Source organism: Streptomyces sp. NPDC048521 (assembly GCF_043199855.1).
In the GTDB taxonomy this organism is placed as follows: Bacteria; Actinomycetota; Actinomycetes; order Streptomycetales; family Streptomycetaceae; genus Streptomyces.
The window spans coordinates 170,840-190,687 of sequence record NZ_JBICWR010000017.1 but is presented as its reverse complement, the minus strand read 5'-3'; the positions used below and the strand labels follow the sequence as shown (position 1 = coordinate 190,687).

The following is a 19,848-nucleotide window of genomic DNA, read 5'->3' as shown; positions in this document are numbered from 1 at the left end:
CCTCATCCAACGCAGCCGCGAACACCGGGAACACCCCATACAACTCCCGACCCATCCCCACCCGCTGAGCACCCTGACCCGTGAACACGAACGCCGTACGAGCAGCACCCACCGCACCACCCACCACCACACCCGGCGCGTCCCGCCCCTCGGTCAGGGCCTTGAGACCGGCGAGCAGGTCGTCGCGATCGGTACCCAGGACGACAGCTCGGTGCCTGAACGCCGTACGTGCGGTGGCGAGGGTGTACGCCGCGTCCCCGACCCCGATCTCGGGCCGCGCCGTCAGGTGCGTGTGCAGAAGGGTTGCCTGCTCCCGCAACGCCTCCGGCGACCGCGCCGACAGCACCAGCGGCGCGACCTCGTGGGCGGCGACGGACGGCGTCTCGTCAGGGGCCTGCTCCAGGATCAGGTGGGCGTTGGTGCCGCTGATGCCGAACGAGGACACCGCCGCCCGCCGGGGACCGTCCGAAGGCCACTGACGGGACTCGGTCAGCAGCTGAACCGTGCCCGCCGACCAGTCCACATGCGGCGACGGCTCGTCCACGTGCAAGGTGCGCGGCAACTCGGCATGACGGATGGCCTCCACCATCTTGATCACACCACCGACACCCGCAGCCGCCTGCGCATGCCCGATGTTCGACTTCAACGACCCCAGCCACAACGGCCGCTCCGCAGAACGCGCCGCACCATAGGTCGCGATCAGCGCCTCCGCCTCGATCGGATCACCCAGCGTCGTACCGGTGCCGTGCGCCTCCACCACATCCACGTCCGCCGCCGACAGACCCGCATCGGCCAGCGCCTGCCGGATCACCCGCTGCTGAGACGGACCGTTCGGCGCCGTCAACCCGTTCGACGCCCCGTCCTGGTTCACCGCACTGCCCCGGATCACCGCCAGCACCCGGTGCCCGTTGCGCCGCGCGTCCGACAACCTCTCCAGGACCAGAAGCCCGGCCCCTTCCGCCCATGCCGTGCCGTCCGCGCCCGCCGCGAACGCCTTGCAGCGGCCGTCCGCTGCCAGTCCGCGCTGGCGGCTGAACTCCACGAACATGCCTGGGGTCGCCATCACCGTCACGCCGCCGGCGAGGGCGAGGGTGCACTCGCCGCGCCGCAGCGCCTGCACCGCCAGGTGGATGGCGACGAGGGACGACGAGCACGCCGTGTCCACCGTCACCGCCGGACCCTCCAGACCGAGGGTGTAGGCGATCCGGCCGGACATCACGCTCGTGGTGCTGCCGGTCAGCAGATAGCCGCCCGCTTCCTCGTCCGCCTCGTGCAGGCGGGGGCCGTAGTCCAGGGCGGTGCCGCCGACGAACACCCCGGTACGGCTGCCGCGCAGGTGCTCGGGGAGGATGCCCGCCCGTTCGAGCGACTCCCACGCGGTCTCCAGCAGCAGCCGCTGCTGCGGATCCATGGCCGCGGCCTCGCGGGGCGAGATGCCGAAGAACGCGGCGTCGAAGTGGCCGGCCTGGGCCAGGAAGCCGCCCTCCCTGGTGTAGGTGGTGCCGGGCCGCTCGGGGTCCGGGTCGTGGAGGGCGTCCAGGTCCCAGCCGCGGTCGGCGGGGAACGGGCCGATGGCGTCCCGGCCGTCGGCGACCAGTCGCCAGAGATCGTCGGGGCCGTGCACGTCGCCGGGGAGGCGGCAGCCGATGCCGACGATGACCACGGGGTCGTCCACCGTGGTGGCCGTGGGCGCGTGCGGCTCGCCACCGGCACCCTCCGTCCGACCGGCGGGACCGGCCAGGTCCTGTGCCAGCCGGTGGGCGAGTTCGGTGGGCGTGGGGTGGTTGAACAGCAGCCCGGATTCCAGGGTGAGGCCGGTGGCCTCGCCGAGCCGGTCCCGCAGCTCCACGGCGAGGAGCGAGTCGAAGCCGAGGTCCCGGAACGGCCGGCCGGGGTCGACGGACGCGGGCGTGCCGTGGCCGAGGACGAGGGCGGCGGCGGAGCGCACCAGATCGAGCATGGCCCGTTCCTGGTCCGCCGCGTCGGCCCGCTCCCCTGTCGCCGGCTGGGCAGCGGAGTCGGTCGGCAGGGCGGCGGCCGGTGCGGCGGAGTCGGTCGGCGGGGCGGCGGCCGGCGTGGAAGCGGAGTCGGGCAGAGGTGTGGAGGCATCGCCGTGCCCGTCCGTGGTGCCGCGGGCCGGCTCCCCGAGCGGACGGGCCCCGTCCTCGCCGTACCAGTGCCGCCGGCGCTGGAACGCGTAGCCCGGCAGGGGGACGCGCCGGGCCCCCGTCCCGTCGAAGAGGCTGTGCCAGTCGGGCGCGTGGCCGTGGACGTGGAGTCGCGCGACGGCCGTGAGCAGGGCCTCCGGCTCGGGTGCCGACCGGCGCATGGTCGGCAGCAGGACGGCCTTCCGGTCCCGCACGCACTCTCGGCCCATGGCGGTGAGGACACCGTCGGGGCCGATCTCCAGGAAGGCGGTGGTGCCGGCCTGGACCAGGGTGGCCAGGCCGGCTTCGAAGCGGACCGCGGACCGCACGTGCCGTACCCAGTAGTCGGCTGATCCGAGCTGCTCCGCGGTCGCGGGCAGGCCGGTGACGTCCGAGATCACGGGGATGCGCGGCGGAGCGTAGGTCAGTCCGGCGGCGACGGCGCGGAACTCCTCCAGCATGGCGTCCATGTGCGGGGAGTGGAACGCGTGGCTGACCCGCAGCCGTCGCGTCCGGCGGCCGAGCCGGGCCACGGCCGCGGCGATCTCCTCGACGGCGGTCTCGTCGCCCGACACGACGACGGCGCGCGGGCCGTTGACGGCGGCGATGTCGGCCTGCGCGGACCGGCCCTCCAGCAGCGGCAGCACCTCCCGCTCGGAGGCTTCCAGCGCGACCATGGCGCCGCCGGGCAGTGCCTCCATCAGCCGTCCGCGCGCGGTCACCAGGGTCGCCGCGTCGGCGAGGTCCAGGACGCCGGAGACGTGGGCGGCGGCCAGTTCACCGATCGAGTGGCCGAGCAGGTGGCCGGGGGTGACGCCCCAGGTCTCCAGGAGCCGGAACAGAGCCACTTCCACCGCGAACAGGGCGGGCTGGGTGTATCCGGTGCGGTCCAGCAGGGCGGCCTCGGGAGTGCCCGCGGGCGCGAACAGCACCTGCTGGAGGGGGCGTTCCAGGTGCCGGTCGAGTTCGGCGCAGGCCTGGTCGAGTGCGTCGGCGAAGGCGGGGTGCGCACGGTACAACTCGGCTCCCGCGCCCACCCGTTGGCTGCCCTGACCGGAGAAGAGGAAGGCGAGGCCGCCGGTCTGCGCGGTGGTGCCGGTGACGGTTCCGGGCGCCGCCTCGCCCCGGGCCAGGGCCGCGAGGCCGACGAGCAGTCGCTCGGGGTCCGAGCCGACGACGGCCGCGCGGTGGTCGAACTGGGTGCGGGTGGTGGCCAGGGAGTACCCGACGGACGCCGGGTCGGGCATGCCGCCGTCGGCGGTCAGACGGGCGTGCAGCCTGGCCGCCTGCGCCCGCAGTGCCTCGGGCCCCCGCCCGGCCAACGGCCACACGACCGGCCGTTCGGCGCCGGCATCCCGGTCCGTCCCGCGGGTCGGGTCCGCCGGTTCGTGGTCCGCCGGGGCGTGGTCCACCGGGGCGTCCGGGCCGCCGTGCGCCGGGTCGGGTGCGCCGGTGCCGGACCGTGCCGGGTGCGTGCGTGCGTCCTCGCCCGCGGGCGTCCGCACAGGCGCCTGCGCCACCACCACGTGGCAGTTGGTGCCGCCCATGCCGAAGGAGCTGACGCCGGCGATGAGCGGCGTGTCGGGGCGGGGCCAGGCGCTCAGTTCGCGCTGGACGGTGAGGCCGAGTTCGGTGAGCGGGATGCGCGGGTTGGGCGTCCGGAAGTGGAGGCTGGGGGGCAGCTGGCGGTGCCGGACGCTGAGGAGCGTCTTCAGCAGGCCGACGATGCCCGCGGCGCCCTCCAGGTGGCCGACGTTGGTCTTGGCCGAGCCCACCGCCAGCGGAACCGCACGGTCCCGGCCGAGTGCCGCGCCCAGGGCCGCCGCCTCGATCGGGTCGCCGACCTTGGTGCCGGTGCCGTGCAGTTCGACGTACTGGACCTGCTCGGGGCGGGTTCCGGCCCTCCGGTGGGCCGCCTCCACGACCCGCTGCTGGGCCACCTGGTCGGGCACGGTCAGACCGGAGGTGGCGCCGTCGTTGTTCATGGCGCTGCCCAGCAGGACGCCGTGGATCTCGTCGCCGTCGGCCAGGGCGCGGGCCAGGGGCTTGAGCAGGACCAGGCCGCCGCCCTCGCCGCGTACGTAGCCGTCGGCGTCGGCGTCGAAGGTCGCGCAGCGTCCGTTCGGGGAGAGGCCGCCGAAGCGGGACGCCTCGACCGTGCCGGCGAGGGTGAGGTTGAGGTTGACGCCACCCGCGATCGCGAGGTCGCACTCCCCGCGCCGCAGACTCTCGCAGGCCAGGTGGACGGCGACCAGGGCGGAGGACTGCGCCGTGTCGACGGCGAGGCTGGGCCCGTTGAGGCCGAGCGTGTACGAGACCCGGTTGGCGAGGACGCCCCGGTTCAGGCCGGTCGCGGAGTGGGGGGTGACGGCGCCGGTGCCCCGGCGCTGGAGCAGTGCGGCGTAGTCGTCGTGCATCGCCCCGACGAAGACGCCGGTGCGGCTGCCGGACAGGGTGGCGGGCAGGACGCCGGCGTCCTCCAGGGCCTCCCAGGCCAGTTCCAGGACCAGGCGCTGCTGGGGGTCGACGGAGGCGGCCTCGCGCGGGGACATGCCGAAGAACTCGGCGTCGAAGGCGTCGACCTGGTCGAGGAAGCCGCCACGGGCGGCACCGGTGACGGCGTCCGGGGTGAGGTCCCCCGGCGCGTCGGCCTCCCAGCGCCCGGGCGGAGGCGGGGTGACGGCGTCGCGGCCGGCCCGCAGCAGCTCCCAGAACGCGGCCGGATCGGGGGCTTGCGGGAGCCGGCAGGAGAGGCCGACCACCGCGATCGCGTCCTGTTCGGCCGGACCCACCGGATCCGTCGGGGAACCGTCGGAAAAGTTGTTCTTCGCCACGGTGGCTCACTGCTCCCTCTGGTGCCGATCACCGATCGTCGGGTCAGTGTCACCGGCCCCGCCAAAGCCCTTCTTGGCGCGCTCTAAAGGCGAGTTCCCTGCGTGCCGGGGCCGCGGCTACGGTCCTGCTGGACCAGGCGCGCCAGGTAGGAGGAGTTTCGTGGACTTCAGTCTCTTCTATTTCGCGGACTACGGGGCCGCGGCCGATGACCGGTACCGGCTTCTGCTGGACAGCGCGAAATTCGCGGACACCCACGGATTCGCCGCGGTGTGGACCCCGGAACGCCATTTCCATGAATTCGGCGGCCAATACCCCAACCCGGCCGTCGTCGGTGCGGCGCTGGCCGTGGCTACCGAGCGGATCGCCATCCGGGCGGGCAGTGTCGTCGCTCCGCTGCATCATCCGGCGCGGATCGCGGAGGAGTGGTCCGTGGTGGACAACCTGTCGCGTGGGCGGGTGGGCCTGTCGCTGGCGTCGGGCTGGCACGCGGTGGACTTCGTCCTGCGTCCGGAGAACTACCGGGACCGCAAGGAGGTCCTGGTGCGGTCCGTGGAGACGCTGCGCCGGCTGTGGGGGCGGCAGGAGGTGGCGTTCCCGGACGGGGCGGGCCAGGAGTCGAAGGTGCAGATCTTCCCTCCGCCGGTCCAGCCCGAGCTGCCGTTGTGGCTGACGAGTGCCGGTTCCGCCGACACGTTCCGTACGGCCGGTCGGCTGGGCACGGGCGTGCTGACCCATCTGATCGGCCAGGAGATCGAGGACCTGGAGCGCAACATCGCCGCCTACCGTGAGGAGCTGGCCGCCGCGCACGGTCCCGGGGCGCGCGGCCACGTGGCGCTGATGCTGCACACCCTGCTGGGTTCGGACCGCGAGAAGGTCCGGGAGGAGGTCCGCGAGCCGTTCAGCGACTACCTGCGCAGCTCGATCGGTCTGATCATGAAGACGGCCGCGGCGGCGCTGCCCGGCGGCATCGACCTGGAACGGCTGTCCCCGCAGGACCGCGAGTTCCTCGTGGCGCGCTCCTTCGACCGCTATTTCGACACCGGTGGGCTGTTCGGCACGGTCGAGGACGGCAGGCAGACCGTAGGGCGGCTGCGTGCGGCGGGGGTCGACGAGGTCGCCTGCCTGATCGACTTCGGGGTTCCCGAGGACCGGGTGCTCGAGGGCATGCACTACCTGGACGCGCTTCGCCAGAAGTGCGCCGACGACGCTGGGGAGGACCGTGATGAGCAGCGGTGAACTGAGCGGGCTGACCGCACTGGTGACCGGTGGCGCCTCCGGCATCGGGCTGGCGACCGCCCGCATGCTGGCGGCCCGGGGTGCGGCGGTGGCCTGTCTGGACCTCGACGCCCTGGACGCGGACGGGAAGTCGGCCGTTCCCGAACCGCTCGTCGGGGTGTACGGCGATGTCGCCGACGACGCCTCGGTGGAGGCGGCCGTGGCGGAGGCCGCCGAGCGGTTGGGCGGCCTGGACATCCTGGTGAACAACGCGGGCGTGCTCGGCCGGGGGACCGTGGAATCGGGTGATCTCGACGAGTGGAAGCGGGTCTTCGACGTCAACGTGTTCGGCATGGTGCGGGTGGCCCGTGCCGCGCTGCCGTATCTGCGGCGCTCCCAGCGGGCGTCCATCGTGAACATGTGTTCGCTGGGTGCCACCGTCGGGCTGCCCAACGCGGCCGTGTACTGCTCCTCGAAGGGGGCGGTGCTCGCCCTGACCACGGCCATGGCCGCCGACCACCTGCACGAGGGCATCAGGGTCAACTGTGTGACCCCGGCGCCGGTCGACACGCCGTGGGTGCGCCGGCTCGTCGATGCCGCGCCCGACCCGGAGGCGGCCTTCGCCGCGGTCAGCGGGCGCCAGCCGAACGGGCGGCTGGTCACCGCGGACGAGGTGGCCACCGCGATCTGCTATCTCGCCGGTCCGGCCGCGGGCTCGACCACCGGGGTCTCGCTCCCCGTCGACGGGGGCAGCCGGGGCGTCCTGCTGAGCATGGACCCGCGTGTGCTGCCGGCCCGTTCCCGGCTCTGACCCCGCCGGCCGGGGCGGCTTAAGCGAGGCCCAAGCCGCCTGTAAGAGCCCCGGCCTAGGGTCTCGATCAACGATGGGCAACCGGAGGAAAGCATGACCGAATACCAGCTCAAGGGCACCGCGGCGGCTCTCGTGGAGCTGTTCGCCGGGAAGATCCACCAGCACGGCATGTACGACTCGGAGGGTGCGGCTTTCTACCACTCGTTCACCGTGCGGGACAACGCCGAGGTGGAGGAGCTGCTGAGCGCCGCCGAGGGGCGGCCCGGCCCGGTGCTGGAGCTGTGCTGCGGCTCGGGCCGGCTGACCCTGCCGTTCCTGCAGAATGGTTTCGAGGTGGTCGGGCTCGACAACTCGCCGTCGATGCTGGAGATCCTCGCCGAGCGGATGCGGGAGCCCGAGCACCAGGAGTACGCGGGCCGGTTGAGCACCGTCGAGGGCGACATGACGGACTTCTCGCTGGACCGTAAGTTCGACCTGATCGTGCTCGGCGCGACGGCGGTGTGGAACCTCACCCAGGAGCAGCGCGCGGAACTGTTCCGCTGTGTGCGCGAGCACCTCGCCGAGGACGGCCGCTTCCTGCTGACCGTGCTGGACATCGCCGGGTTCGAGAGCGCGGCCGCCGCCTTCGAGTACACCTCGGTCTTCCCGACGAAGGACGACCGTTCCCCGGTGCTGTGCACGTTCATCGACCGGATCGAACCGGACGGCCTGCGCTCCACCAGCATCCTGGCCAACCGGGTCCAGAGCGGCGAGGTCGTCGACACCGCCCTGTACACCGCCTGGACGCACCTGGCGCCGCTCGGCGCCCTGGAGAAGGAGCTGGCGGCCGAGGGCCTGAAGCTGGCCGGCCAGCGGGAGCTGGTGAACCGTCACCAGATCACCAGGAGCAGCAGCGCCCGCCGTCGTCTGCTCCTCGAAGTCACCCTCTGACGGTGAGCGCCGGCCGGATGCCCGGGCAGGGGCCTGGGCCCCTGCCGGGCGCCCGGGTCCGACCGGGAGACGAGGCGCCGGTGTCGTCCGACGTCGACGCCGTCGCCCCCGATCGGTTCCGCCGGGTTCTCGGCATGTTCGCCACCGGAGTCGTCGCCGTCGCAGGCCTGGACGGCGCCGGACTGCCGGTAGGTCTGGCGGTCAACTCCTTCACCTCGGTGTCCCTGCGGCCGCCGCTGGTCTCCTTCTGCGTGGCGGAGACCAGCAGCAGCTGGCCGCGGATCCGGCAGGCGGGCCGGATCGGGGTGAGCATCCTCGCCGATCGCCAACTGCCCGTGTGCGACCGGCTCGCCGCCAGCGGCCCCGACAAGTTCCACGGCACCGAGTGGCACCTCTCGCCGGGCGGGGCGCCGTTGGTGACGGGCGCGATCGGCTGGCTTGAGTGCTCCCTGAGGGACGAGTACTGGGCCGGTGACCACGTCATCGCCCTGTGCGGGGTCCACCACATGTCGGTCGGCGAGCCGGACTCCCCCTTACTCTTCCACCGCGGCCGCTACGGGACCTTCCACCCCGGTCCGCTGCCGGCCGCCCGGTGACCACCCGCGCCGTCGGACAAGAGTACGAGCCGACGACGGTCGCTCGAGCGGTGCCGACCCGTCCGGCCACTCGTGGGGGTGAACCCCGCGCGAGGCGGGCTCCGTGCCCCCTCGCGGCGGGGAGGGCGCGGCAGACTCCGTCCCCAGGAATGGTCCTGGGACCCCGTGAACGGAGTAGTGACCGCCATGTCCACCGCACAGCCCGCCGGTCGTTCGCCTCGTGAGGTGCTGGAGCGTTATCACCGCGCCATGCTCGCCCTGTCCGCGGACGATCTGGCCGACCTGTACGACGTGGACGCGGTGCACGAACTCCCCTTCCGTTTCCCCGGGATGCCCGAGCGTCACCTCGGCCGCGAGGCGGTGCGCGCCGGCTACCGCGCGGCCTGGGAGCGCAGCCCGGCCCGGCCGGCCGCGTTGCGCGACGTGACGGTGCACGACACCGCCGATCCCGAGGTCGTCATCGCCGAGCAGACGGTCGTCGGCGCGGTGACCGGAAGCGGCGCGCCGTTCGCCTTCCCGAGCGTGCTGGTGATCCGGGTCCGGGACGGACTGATCACCCATGTCCGGGACTACATGGACGGTCTCGGTGTCGCCCGCTCGCTGGGCCGGCTGCCCGCTCTCGCCGCCCCCCTCCAAGACGCGCCCGCGGCCTCCCGGTAGCCGCGGCCGGGGCTGGGGTCAGCCCAGGGTGAGGGCTCGCTGTGCGGTGGTGTTCCGTGCGCTGCGGGCCGTGGTGAGGGTGTAGGTGCCGGGGACGAGGGTCCAGGTGCCGGCAGTCCACACGGTCAGGTCCTGCACCGGGATGGTGAAGGAAAGCCGCTGGGAGGTCGCGGGGGCGAGGGTGACCTTGCGGAAGGCGACCAGGCGGCGTGGTTCGGCCGCGGCGGCGCTCGGCAGGGTGGCGTAGATCTGCACGACCTCGGTGCCCTTGCGTGCGCCGGTGTTGGTGACGGTCACCGAGAGCGTCACGTGCTTGGCGTTCTTGTCGTACGCGGCGTCAAGGGCGCCGTGGGTGAAGGTGGCGTAGGACAGGCCGTGGCCGAAGGGGAAGCGGGGGGTCTGGTTCCTGCCGTCGTAGTAGCGATAGCCGATGGCGATGCCCTCGTCGTAGGAGACGGAGCCGTTGGTGCCGGGGTACGTCGCCGTGGTGGTGCCCGGTCCCTGGGTGGCGTCGGCGGGGAAGGTGACGGGCAGGCGTCCGCAGGGGTCGCTGTCGCCGAAGAGGACGGCTGCCAGGGCGGTGCCCATGCCGCGGCCGCCGTACCACGCCTGGAGCACGGCCTCGACGTCGTTCAGCCAGGGCATGGCGACGGGGCCGTCGGTGTTGAGGACGACGATCGTGCGGGGGTTCGCGGCGGCGACGGCGGTGATCAGCTGGTTCTGGTCGCCCGGAAGGTCGAGTGCCGCGTGGTCCATGTCCTCGCCCGCCACCCGGTTGACGAACACCACGGCGGCGTCGGCGGCACGGGCCGCTTCGACGGCGGCGGGGATGAGGGAGTCGGGCTGCCAGCCGAGGGTCAGGCCGCAACTGCCGGTGTCAGCGGTGGCGTTGGTGTAGGTCAGCTCGACGGTGACGGCCCGGCCGGCGGTCAGCTGGGCGGTGCCCTGGAGGGGGTAGTCGTAGGGGCCGAGGAAGAAGCGGCGGCTGTGGCGGGTGCCGGAGACGACCGTCGCACCGTTGATCCTCAGGGTGGTCGTGCCGGCGGGGAGCAGGGAGAAGCGGTGCAGTCCGGTGGTGGTGGGGACGAGGGTGCCGGTCCACTTCGCCGACCAGACGCCCGGCAGGCCGCCGACGGGTGCGGCTGTGAAGTCGACGGTGGCGTCGGTCCGGGTCGCGGCCGGGGTGCCCGCGGCGTCGGCGCCCGCGTAGTAGGTGCCGGTCAGTCCGGCTGTTCCGGCGGGGGTGCGCAGCACGGTCGTCGGGACGGTGGTCAGCGGCACGTCGCCCTTGGTGCCCTGGGTGTGCGTGACCTTCACCGTGCTGCCGGCGCGGGCGCGCATCGCCTGTACGGGGGTGGTCCAGGTGCCGGGATCGACATAGCTGGAGCCCGCGACGCCGGTGCAGGCGTCGGCGTCCGCCGGGCCGATGACGGCGAGCGACTTCAGTGAGGCGGGCAGGGGCAGGGTCGCGGAGCGGTTGGCGAGCAGGACCGTCGAGGCGACCGCGGCCTCGTGCGCGAGGTTCTGGTGGTCCTGCGTGCTGACGTCGTCGGCCGGGGCCGGGACGGGGTGGTCGAACAGGCCGTTCGCGAACATGGTGACGAGGATGCGACGAGCGGCGTCGTCCAGGCGTGTGTCCGGTATCGCGCCGCCGGTGAGCGCGCCGGCGGGGATCTTGACGCCTGCGGGGCCGAGTCCGGCGAGGTCCATGCCGGCCCGGGCGGCGGCGACCTGGTCGTCGCCGGCCCAGAAGTCCGGCACGGTGTAGCCCTGGAGTCCGATGCCCTTCTTCACGTCCTCGAACAGGGCCGGGTGCTGCGTCGCGAAGGTGCCGTTGATCTTCGGGTAGGCCATCATCACCGAGGTGGCCGGCGCAGCGGCGACCACCCGGCGGAAGGGTGCGTAGTAGATCTCGTGCAGGGCGCGGTCGGAGACCCTGGTGTCGGTGAAGAAGCGGTTCGTCTCCTGGGTGTAGGCGGCGAAGTGCTTGACGGTGGCCACCACGTGCCGGCTCTGCATGCCGACCGCGGCGGCAGCGCCCAGCCGGCCGGCCAGCAGCGGGTCCTCCCCCATGCCTTCGGCCTGCCGCCCGGAGTGCCAGGTCCGGGCGAGGTCGACGGTGGGTCCGAGGAGGTTGTTGTAGCCCTTGGCGTGTCCCTCTGCCCCGATGGCCAGGCCGATCCGGCCGACGAGGTCCTCGTCGAAGGTGGCCGCCTGCGCCACGGGCGCGGGAAAGGCGGTGACGCCCTTCTCGCCGCGCAGCCCCGCCGAGGCGTCGACCATGGTCAGGGCCGGGATTCCCAGGTGGCCGACGGTGGCGAAGTCGCACAGGACGAGGGCTTCCTTCTCGGCCGCCGTCATCGTCGCCAGGAGGGCCTCGGCCCGGTCCTGCGGGGCGGGACCGGAGGCTGCCACGGCCTGCTCGGACACGACAGGGGCCATGCTCATGGCCAACGCGGTGAAGGTGGCGGCGGACAGGAACGTTCGTCTGTTCACAACGGCTCTCCGGACGAAACGAGCGACTGCCGGGCAGGCGGCCGCGGAGGGGGAAGGTGGGACCGGCCAAGTGGTCAGGACTTCGGCCGGCCCCGGCTCGGGGTGTTGCGGTGAGGTGCGATGAGTCGGCGCCCGTGCAGTGCTGCGATTCCGCTTCTACGGATTTCACCGTCGCCGTCCCGCAACGGGTTTCAGGGGCGTCCGGTCACACCGGAATCAGGTGCAGCGTCTCAGCCGACGAACGTGAAATTAGGGCCTGTTCCCACTACGGGTCAACCCTCCGGCAACGCTTCCTTCTTCAGGGCAGCTGACCAGCCATGACACGACTGGCGCAGGGAAATCGACCCTCATATTTCAATGGCAACCGCCGCACGAATCGACGAGCTATCGACGTGACGGATGACACTCATCCAGCGAAGGGATGCCGACCGTTTTCTGCGCCTTCCGAAAAAGCAGGACCGGCGCATGGAAAGAGCATGCACCGGGCCCTTGCGTGGATGTGTCGCGAAGAATCTTCTAAGCAGCCTCCGTTGATCTCCCCGCTGTCTCCAGGACGTGCTCCCCCGGCTCCAGGGCGACGGGGGCGCAGCCGGGAAGTTCGGCGGTCGCGCGGCAGCCGTCGGGCACCGTGATGCGGGCCGACAGTCCGGTCGCGGTCAGCTCCCAGGACAGGGACGCCGTACCGTACGGCGTCTCGTGGCGGGTGCGGGCCCAGGTGATGCCGCCGCCGGGGCGTGGCCGGAAGGAGATCTCCCGGTACCCGGGTGCGGTGGCGGTGATGCCGCCGACGACCCGGTGCAGCCAGTCGGCGACGGCGCCGAGGGCGTAGTGGTTGAAGGAGGTCATGCCGCCCGGGTTGAGGGTGCCGTCGGGCCGCAGGCTGTCCCAGCGTTCCCAGATCGTCGTGGCACCCATGGTCACGGGGTACAGCCAGGAGGGGCAGCCGGTCTGCGTGAGCAGGCGGTAGGCGACGCCGAGGTGCCCGGTGTCGGTCAGGGCGTCGCAGATCAGCGGCGTTCCGACGAAGCCGGTGGCGATGCGGGTGTCGTCCTGGAGGACGAGTTCGGCCAGACGGTCACCGGCCGCACGGCGTTGCTCCGCGCCGACCAGGTCGAAGGCCAGGCCGAGGGCGTAGGCGGTGGGGCTGTCGCTGGTCATGCGGCCGGAGGGCAGGACGTAGCGGCGCCGGAAGGCGTCGGCGACCTCGTCGGCCAGCACCCCGTAGCGGCCGGCGTCCGCGGTCTCGCCCAAGGCGTGCGCGGCGAGCGCCAGATGCCGGGCCGAGTGGGCGAAGTAGGCGGTGGCGACGAGGTAGCGGTCGGTGCGGCCGGCGGCCGGGTCGTCCGGCGGTGCGGCCGGGTCGAGCCAGTCGCCCAGCTGGAAGCCGGTGTCCCACAGCCGGCCGGGACCGGCGAGCCGCTCCACGAGGTCGACCCACGCCTTGGCCGTGGGGTAGTGGCGGCGGAGCAGGCCGAGGTCCCCGAACCTCTGGTAGAGCGTCCATGGGGTGAGGGTGGCGACGTCTCCCCAGGCCGCTCCCGGCCGGATCGGCGTCCACATCGGGCCGCCGGGGATCACGGGCACGTACCAGGGGACGGTGCCGTCGGGCAGCTGCTCCAGGCCGACGTCGGTGAGCCACGAGTCGAGCATGCCGGCGCAGTCGTGGAGGAAACTCGCGGTCGGGGCGAAGACCTGGATGTCGCCGGTCCAGCCGAGGCGCTCGTCGCGCTGGGGGCAGTCGGTGGGGATGTCGACGAAGTTGCCGCGCATGCTCCAGACGATGTTCTCGTGGAGCCGGTTGACCAGCGGGTCGCTGCACTCGAACCAGCCGGTGCGGCGCATGTCCGTGTGGTACACCCGCGCGGTCACCGCTCGCTCCGCCCATTCCCCCGGCCATCCGGTGATCTCGGCGTAGCGGAAGCCGTGCAGGGTGAAGCGGGGCTCCCAGGTGACGGGTCCGTCGCCGGCCAGGATCAGGGTGTCGGTGGCGTGGGCCTCGCGCAGCGGGCGGGTGGCCAGTTCGCCGTCCTGGAGGACCTCGGCATGGCGAAGGGTGACCGTGGTGCCTGCGGGGCCGTCCACGGTGACCCGCAGCCGGCCGACGAGGTTCTGGCCGAAGTCGACCAGGTGCCGTCCGTCGTCCTTGCCGGTGGTGCGGACCGGGGTGATCTCCTCGGTGCAGCGCACGGGGGGCGCTTGCGGGGCGACGAGCGTGCGCGGGTCCCGAGCATGGACGCGTACGGGCGTCCAACCGGCCCCGGGCACACCCGGCTTGGCCCAGTCGGGGTCGTGGAGCCGGGTGTCGAAGGTCTCCCCCTCGTAGAGGCCGCTGGTGAGGATCGGTCCGGGTGCGGCCTTCCATGTGCCGTTCGTCGCGACGACGAGCGTGGTGCCGTCGTCGTAGGTCACCTCCAGCTGGGCGATGAGGGACTGGTCGGTGCCGTAGATGTTGCGGGTGCCGCCGTCGAAGCCGTACGTGCCGCGGTACCAGCCGTCGGCGAGCCAGGCGCCGATCACGTTGGGGCCCTCGGTGAGGTGGGGGGTGACGTCGTGGGTGCGGTAGCGCAGGCGATGGGGGTAGACGGTCCAGCCTGGGGCGAGGGTCTCGTCCCCGACCGTTCGGCCGTTGATCTCCACCTCGTACAGGCCGTGGGCGGTGACGTACAGGCGGGCGTGCGCCACGGGCCGGTCGAGGCGGAAGTCCTTGCGGACGCGGGCCGGTCGGCGCTCGGCCTCCGGGTCCTCGTGCCAGCCGGCGCCGACGGGCACCGCCTGCCAGTCGGCCGGGTCGAGCAGTCCGGCCTCGACGGTCGCGGGCTCGCTCCACGGGGAGGGGGCGGGTGTGTGCGGGGCCCAGACGCGGACGCGGACGGTGACGCGTTCGCGCGAGGTGAGCGGCTCGCCGGGCCAGGGCACCAGGACCTGTTCGGGGCTCTCGACGCGACCGGTGCGGTGGAGGGTGCCGGAGCGCTCGAGTTCCAGCTCGTACGCCTCCTGGCGGCCGGTGCCGGGAGGCAGGGTCCAGCTGAGGCGGGGGGCGGGGACGCCGATGCCGAGGCCGTCCGTGAGGTGTTCGAACGACACCGGGGAAGGCTGAGGGGACAGCAAGGGGAACCTTTCGTTCACGTGCGCGGGGCGGTGCCGGCGGGGCGGGGTCAGCCCTTGACCGCGCCCGAGGTGAGGCCCTTCATGACCTTCTGGTTGAGGAAGAGGTAGATCAGGAGGGTGCCGAAGACGTTGAGGCAGATGGCGGCGAACAGCGGGCCGTACTGGGTGGCGCCGAAGTCACCGGTGAAGTTGAGCAGGCCGACCTGGACGGTGCGCAGATCCTGGTCGTTGGTGAAGGTCAGCGCGATGAGCAGGTCGTTCCAGATGAAGAAGAACTGCACCAGTCCGACGGTCAGCAGCGCGTTGCGCACCATCGGCACGCTGATGGTCCAGAAGGCGCGCAGGATGCCGGCGCCGTCGATGGTGGCCGCCTCGAACAGCTCGCGGGGGACGCTTTTGTAGTAGGTCGCCATCATGAACACGGTCAGGGGCAGGCCGGTGCCGGTGTAGGTGAGGATCAGCGGCCACAGGGTGCCGGACAGGCCGGTCCGGAAGTACACGGTGAACAGCGGCAGCAGGATCATCTGCGGCGGCACCATCATGCCGGCGAGGAAGACGAGCAGGGTCAGGCCGCGTCCCTTCCACACCATGATCTGCAGGGCGAAGCCCGCGGCCGTGCCCAGCAGCAGGATCAGTGCCAGTGCCGGGATGACGGCGAGCAGGCTGTTGCGGAGGTACAGGCCGATGTGCCCGGTGGTCCACGCCTCGGCGTAGTTGCCCCACTCCCAGTGTGTGGGCAGGCTCCAGGTGGAGTTGTTCAGGTAGTCGCTGTTGGACTTCAGCGAGGTGAGGAACATCCAGACGAGCGGGTAGATCTCGACGACCAGCAGCACAGTGACGACGATCTTCACCCACAGCCGGCTCCCCGGTCGCCGGTGGCGGGACCGGATCGCTGCGGACGGCCCGTGGCCGCCGTTCCTCGCTGCGGTCTTCACCGCCGTGTCGATGGCCATGAGTGTCAGCCCTCCGTGAGGTCGCGCCGCGAGACGCGGTAGACGACCAGGCTCACCAGGAGACAGACGACGGTCAGCAGCAGGGCGATGGTGCTGCCGTAGCCGTAGTCGCTGTAGGTGAACGACGTCTGGAACATGTACAGGGTCAGCGGTGTGGTGCCGTTGCCCGGTCCGCCGTTGGTGAGGGCGACGATGGAGTCGAAGACCTTGAGCGTGCCGTTGATGCTGAAGATCAGCGAGGACATCAGCACGGGAAGGGACAGCGGCACCACGATGTGGCGGACCAGCCGCAGGCCGGTGGCACCGTCGAGACGGGCCGATTCGAGTACCTCGTCGGGGATGTCGACCAGGCCCGCGAAGAGCAGGACGGCGTAGAAGCCCATGGAGCGCCAGATGTCCATGCCGATCAGCACCCAGAAGGCGTGCCCGGCGCTGCCGAAGAAGTCGATCGAGTCGATCCCGACCGCGTTGAGCAGGGAGTTGACGGGGCCGGTCTGCGGGGCGACCTGGAAGAACTTCTGGAACAACAGGCCCACCGCGACCGTGGGCAGCACCACGGGGAAGAACACCAGCGTGCGGATCAACGCTGACGCCCGTTTGAGGAAGAACACGTACAGCAGCGCCAGCAGGTAGCCGGCGACGACCTGGCCGACGGTGACGACGACCGCGTACTCGAGGGTGAACCACAAGGCGTCGTGCACGGCCGGGTCGTCGAACAGGCGGGAGAAGTTGGCGACGCCGTTGCCGGTGAAGCCGTCGATGGTGTTGCCCTTGGTGAAGGAGTAGCCGAGCGACCACACCATCGGGACGAGCATGATCAGTGAGTAGACGAGGAGTGCGGGACCGAGCAGAAGCACGATGGCCCTGCGGTCGCCGAGTACGCGGTGCATGGGTGTCAGTCCACTTCGTATCCGTCGAGGAGAGCTGCCGTCGGGCGGGGGCGGCGCACGGTGACGCGGGGAGGCCGCGTGCGCCGCCGCCGGCCGGTCACTGCGCGGACAGCGCGTCCTGCACGGTCTGCATGAACTGCTTCGGGCTCATGCTCCCGGCGACCAGGCTCGCCGCGTTCGTCTGGGACACGGTGGTGGCCTTGGTGCCGAACAGGGCCTCGAACCAGAGCACGTTCTGCTTCGAGGCGCCGATGGTCTCGCGGACCTGGCCGGTGACCTCGTTGGCGTCCTTCACCGGGGTGTTGACCTTGAAGCCGGAGATGGTGCCCTGGTCCTTCAGTGCCGTGCTGCCGTAGTTCTTCGCGATGCAGGTGACCCAGTCGCCGGTCTTCTTGTCGAAGGACTTGGCGCCGAGGGTGATGCCGAGGCCGACGTTGGACGGGTACTGGTCGATCGAGCCCTTTCCGCCCGGAACGGCCGGGAACGGCATGAAGCCCACGTTCGCGGCGCCGATCTTGTCCTGCTCGGTGTCGGCGATGTTCGCCAGCGCCCAGCTGCCCATGTAGAACATGGCGGCCTTGCCGGTGAGGAACTGGTTCATCGCGGTGTCGTAGTCGATGGAGCCGACGCCCTTGCCGAAGTAGCCCTTCTTGCCGAGGGCGGCGACCTCCTGCGCGGCCTTCACGTAGTCGGGGTCGGTCAGCTTCGCCGCGCCGTCGGCGACCTGCTGCAGCGCGTCGGGGCCGAGGCTGCGGTAGAGGTAGCCGCTGATGAGGCGGGTGAGCGGCCAGCCCTGCTGGCCGGAGGCGGAGAAGGGCTGGATGCCCTCGGCCTGCAGCTTGCCCGCCGCGGCGACGAGTTCGTCCCAGGTGCCGGGCACCTTCAGCCCGCCCGCGGTGAAGATCTTCTTGTTGTAGAAGATCCCCTCGATGTTGTACTCGTACGGCAGTACGTCCAGCTTCCCGCCGTACAGCGCCTTGATCGTCGAGACGGCGGCCGGCTCCAGCTGGTCGTGGACACCCAGCTCCTTCAGCTTCGCCTCCAGGTCGGCGACCCGACCGGACTTCGCCAGCTTCTGGGTGAGCGCCGGGGCGTTGCCCGCCGCGAACTGCACCGGCAACGCGTTCTGGCCCGCCAGCAGCTGGAGCTTCTGGTCCAGGCTCGCCTGCGGCACGGTCTCCACCTTCAGCGGCAGCGCCTCGTTCGCCGGCTTGCACGCACCGTGGGACAGGGTGGTCAACGCCGCCTTGACGGTGGTGTTCTCGGTGACGCTGAGGTAGCTGAACTCCTTCGGCGTGGCCGAGGAACCGCCGCCACTGCCACCGCAGGCGGTGGCGAGCAGCGCGAGCGAGGCGGTGCCGGCCGTGAACAGGCTCAGGCGCGCACGACGTGGACGAGACATGCGACGGGACACGGAAGACTCCAGGGAGGCTGTAGAGGAAGCAGAAGAGTGACGGCGGCGCCAGGGGCGGGTGCACAGCCCGGGGGCAACGAGCAGGTGTGTAAAACGTTCTCTACTGCGAGTGGGGAACACCCTGCACTCCTCCCCTGCCGCCGTCAAGACACAGCGCTGTAACGGCGTGGTTATGCCGCAGGAGGCTTGACGACACCCCGGGGTGGGCGTGTAGACCGTTACACCTACCGCTACGAGAGCCGGAGTGTGGACGATGGACCGGGCCGGGGAGCCTCGACGCAACAGACGCGTGACCATCACGGATGTCGCCCGGCATGCCGGTGTCTCCGTCGCCGCCGTGTCCAAGGTGCTGCGCAACGCCTACGGCGTGAGCCCGGCCATGCGCGAGAAGGTCCAGGCGGCCATCGCCGAACTCGGCTACCGCCCGCACGCGGCGGCACGGGGCATGCGCGGCCGGACGTACACGATCGGTGTGCTGCTGGACAACGTGCGCAACGCCTTCTTCGCGGACATCCTCGACGGCATCCGCGACGAACTGCGCGACAGCGAGTACACCGTGCTGATCGGCGCGGCCGGCTTCGATCCGGAGGAACAGGCCAAGACGATCCGGTCCCTGGTGGACCGTCAGATGGACGGGCTGATCCTCATCGCGCCGGGAACCGCCCGCGACGAGGTGCTGGCCACGGCCGCGTCGACGCCCACCGTGGTCATCGGCCATCACGACGCCGCCGACACGCACGACTCCGTCATGGACGCCGACGACGTCGGCGCCGGCCTGGTCGTGGACCACCTGGTGCGGCTCGGCCACCGCGACATCGCCCTGGTCTCCGCCCAGGGCACCAAGGCCAACCGCTGGAAACGCCCTCCCGAGACCGTGCTGACGGACGGCTACCTCGCCGCGATGGACCGCCACGGCCTCACCGGCCACGCCCGTGTCCACCACGCCGCCTACTCCGACGAGGGCGGTTTCAAGGCCGGCATGACCCTGCTGACGGCCGAACGCCCGCCGACCGCCGTCATGACCGGCGCCGACGTCGCCGCCCTGGGCATCTACCGCGCCGCCCATGAACTGGGCCTGCGCATCCCGGACGACCTGTCCCTCGTCGGCTACAACAACACCACCCTCGCCGCACTCGCCCCGGTCCAGCTGACCAGCGTCGACCAGGCCGGCCACACCATGGGTTCCTCCGCCGCCCGCATGCTCGTCGAGCGTGTGGAGGGACGACGGGACAGAGCCATGCGGACCACGATGACGCCACGGCTCGTCGTGCGCGGCAGCACGGCGGGACCGCGGGGCCGATAGGCCATGGACCGACGCCTGCCCGCTGCGCCTGCCGCACATCACTTACCGGAACGCCGGGCCGAGGCGGGTCTCGACCGTGGCCGGGACCGGATCCGCCGGGTCGGCATCAAGGACGTGGCACCAGCGCGGCGTTGCCGGGAACGCTCTCGAAGTGGTCCTGCATGTCGGGCAGGACCGGGGCGAGCAGCACCGCGCCGAGGACGGGCAGACAGCTGCCGGCCATCAGCAGGGCGGCGGACAGCCCGCGCCGCGTGGCCGGGGTGGTGCCGTGTGCGCGGGTGGGCGGGGCAGCGGATGCGGGCATGGCGGCACTCCGGACGTGAGGTGCGGGAAGGCAGCGCCGCCGGAGCGGACCGGCCCGGCTGTCGTTCCGGGACCTGGCGCAGGGCGCGTGCGTGATGTGCCACGACTATGCGGTCCGGGCACGGCCCTGCCCACCCCTCACGCGATCCAAGGTGCGGATGGCGTCGATCCATGCGGTGGATGATCC

General features: G+C 71.8%; 12 protein-coding genes and 1 pseudogene. 6 read left to right on the top strand and 7 right to left on the bottom strand.

Going from position 1 to position 19,848, the window contains the following annotated elements:
* Window positions 1–4,981: beta-ketoacyl synthase N-terminal-like domain-containing protein (locus ACGFRF_RS32345; RefSeq protein ID WP_393746070.1), on the bottom strand; the 4,981-nt coding region annotated here is incomplete at its 3' end.
* Window positions 4,982–5,141: 160 nt separating this feature from the next.
* Between ACGFRF_RS32345 and ACGFRF_RS32340 the strand changes: the two genes are divergently transcribed.
* From ACGFRF_RS32340 to ACGFRF_RS32320, 5 genes are all read left to right on the top strand, one after another.
* Window positions 5,142–6,218: a MupA/Atu3671 family FMN-dependent luciferase-like monooxygenase gene (locus tag ACGFRF_RS32340; RefSeq protein WP_393746068.1), complete on the top strand. Its 1,077-nt coding sequence runs from the start codon at window positions 5,142–5,144 to the stop codon at window positions 6,216–6,218.
* Entirely contained in the window at window positions 6,205–7,008 is an 804-nt protein-coding gene (locus ACGFRF_RS32335; protein ID WP_393746066.1) for an SDR family NAD(P)-dependent oxidoreductase, read from the top strand. The genes ACGFRF_RS32340 and ACGFRF_RS32335 overlap by 14 nt, the downstream gene beginning before the upstream one ends.
* A gap of 93 nt (window positions 7,009–7,101) precedes the next feature.
* Entirely contained in the window at window positions 7,102–7,938 is an 837-nt protein-coding gene (mpaM, locus tag ACGFRF_RS32330) for a daptide-type RiPP biosynthesis methyltransferase (protein WP_393746064.1), read from the top strand.
* Window positions 7,939–8,018: 80 nt separating this feature from the next.
* A complete protein-coding gene (locus ACGFRF_RS32325; RefSeq protein WP_393746062.1) occupies window positions 8,019–8,534 on the top strand; it encodes a flavin reductase family protein in 516 nt (171 codons plus the stop codon).
* A gap of 186 nt (window positions 8,535–8,720) precedes the next feature.
* The gene (locus ACGFRF_RS32320) at window positions 8,721–9,194 is read left to right on the top strand and encodes a nuclear transport factor 2 family protein (RefSeq protein WP_393746060.1); all 474 of its coding nucleotides are present in this window, start codon (window positions 8,721–8,723) and stop codon (window positions 9,192–9,194) included.
* An 18-nt stretch (window positions 9,195–9,212) separates the two neighbouring features.
* On the opposite strand, the gene ACGFRF_RS32315 is transcribed toward ACGFRF_RS32320, so the two are convergent.
* From ACGFRF_RS32315 to ACGFRF_RS32295, 5 genes are all read right to left on the bottom strand, one after another.
* Window positions 9,213–11,690, bottom strand: coding sequence for a glycoside hydrolase family 3 protein (locus ACGFRF_RS32315; RefSeq protein ID WP_393746058.1), 2,478 nt, complete (start codon window positions 11,688–11,690; stop codon window positions 9,213–9,215).
* Between the two features lie 516 nt (window positions 11,691–12,206).
* Window positions 12,207–14,774 carry a family 78 glycoside hydrolase catalytic domain gene (locus ACGFRF_RS32310; RefSeq protein ID WP_393746056.1) on the bottom strand — a complete coding sequence of 856 codons (2,568 nt, stop codon included), beginning with the start codon at window positions 14,772–14,774 and terminating at the stop codon, window positions 12,207–12,209.
* Between the two features lie 71 nt (window positions 14,775–14,845).
* Window positions 14,846–15,751, bottom strand: a complete 906-nt coding sequence (locus tag ACGFRF_RS32305; RefSeq protein ID WP_393746054.1) for a carbohydrate ABC transporter permease — start codon at window positions 15,749–15,751, stop codon at window positions 14,846–14,848.
* Between the two features lie 5 nt (window positions 15,752–15,756).
* On the bottom strand, window positions 15,757–16,641 hold the full coding sequence (locus ACGFRF_RS32300; RefSeq protein ID WP_393746052.1) for a carbohydrate ABC transporter permease: 885 nt from the start codon (window positions 16,639–16,641) through the stop codon (window positions 15,757–15,759).
* A 97-nt stretch (window positions 16,642–16,738) separates the two neighbouring features.
* Window positions 16,739–18,043, bottom strand: a complete 1,305-nt coding sequence (locus tag ACGFRF_RS32295; protein ID WP_393746050.1) for an ABC transporter substrate-binding protein — start codon at window positions 18,041–18,043, stop codon at window positions 16,739–16,741.
* A gap of 301 nt (window positions 18,044–18,344) precedes the next feature.
* Here ACGFRF_RS32295 and ACGFRF_RS32290 point away from each other — a divergent pair, with 301 nt between their 5' ends.
* Entirely contained in the window at window positions 18,345–19,358 is a 1,014-nt protein-coding gene (locus tag ACGFRF_RS32290) for a LacI family DNA-binding transcriptional regulator (RefSeq protein WP_393746048.1), read from the top strand.
* A gap of 115 nt (window positions 19,359–19,473) precedes the next feature.
* Here the strand turns inward: ACGFRF_RS32290 and ACGFRF_RS32285 are convergent.
* Window positions 19,474–19,662: pseudogene (locus tag ACGFRF_RS32285) on the bottom strand (MFS transporter); the annotation flags it as partial.
* Between the last annotated feature and the right edge of the window lie 186 nt (window positions 19,663–19,848).

Coding starts and splice junctions, on each gene's coding strand:
- ACGFRF_RS32335 (WP_393746066.1), top strand. CDS start 6,205: ATGAGCAGCGGTGAACTGAGCGGGCTGACCGCACTGGTGACCGGTGGC.
- mpaM (WP_393746064.1), top strand. CDS start 7,102: ATGACCGAATACCAGCTCAAGGGCACCGCGGCGGCTCTCGTGGAGCTG.
- ACGFRF_RS32320 (WP_393746060.1), top strand. CDS start 8,721: ATGTCCACCGCACAGCCCGCCGGTCGTTCGCCTCGTGAGGTGCTGGAG.
- ACGFRF_RS32305 (WP_393746054.1), bottom strand. CDS start 15,751: ATGGCCATCGACACGGCGGTGAAGACCGCAGCGAGGAACGGCGGCCAC.
- ACGFRF_RS32300 (WP_393746052.1), bottom strand. CDS start 16,641: ATGCACCGCGTACTCGGCGACCGCAGGGCCATCGTGCTTCTGCTCGGT.
- ACGFRF_RS32295 (WP_393746050.1), bottom strand. CDS start 18,043: ATGTCTCGTCCACGTCGTGCGCGCCTGAGCCTGTTCACGGCCGGCACC.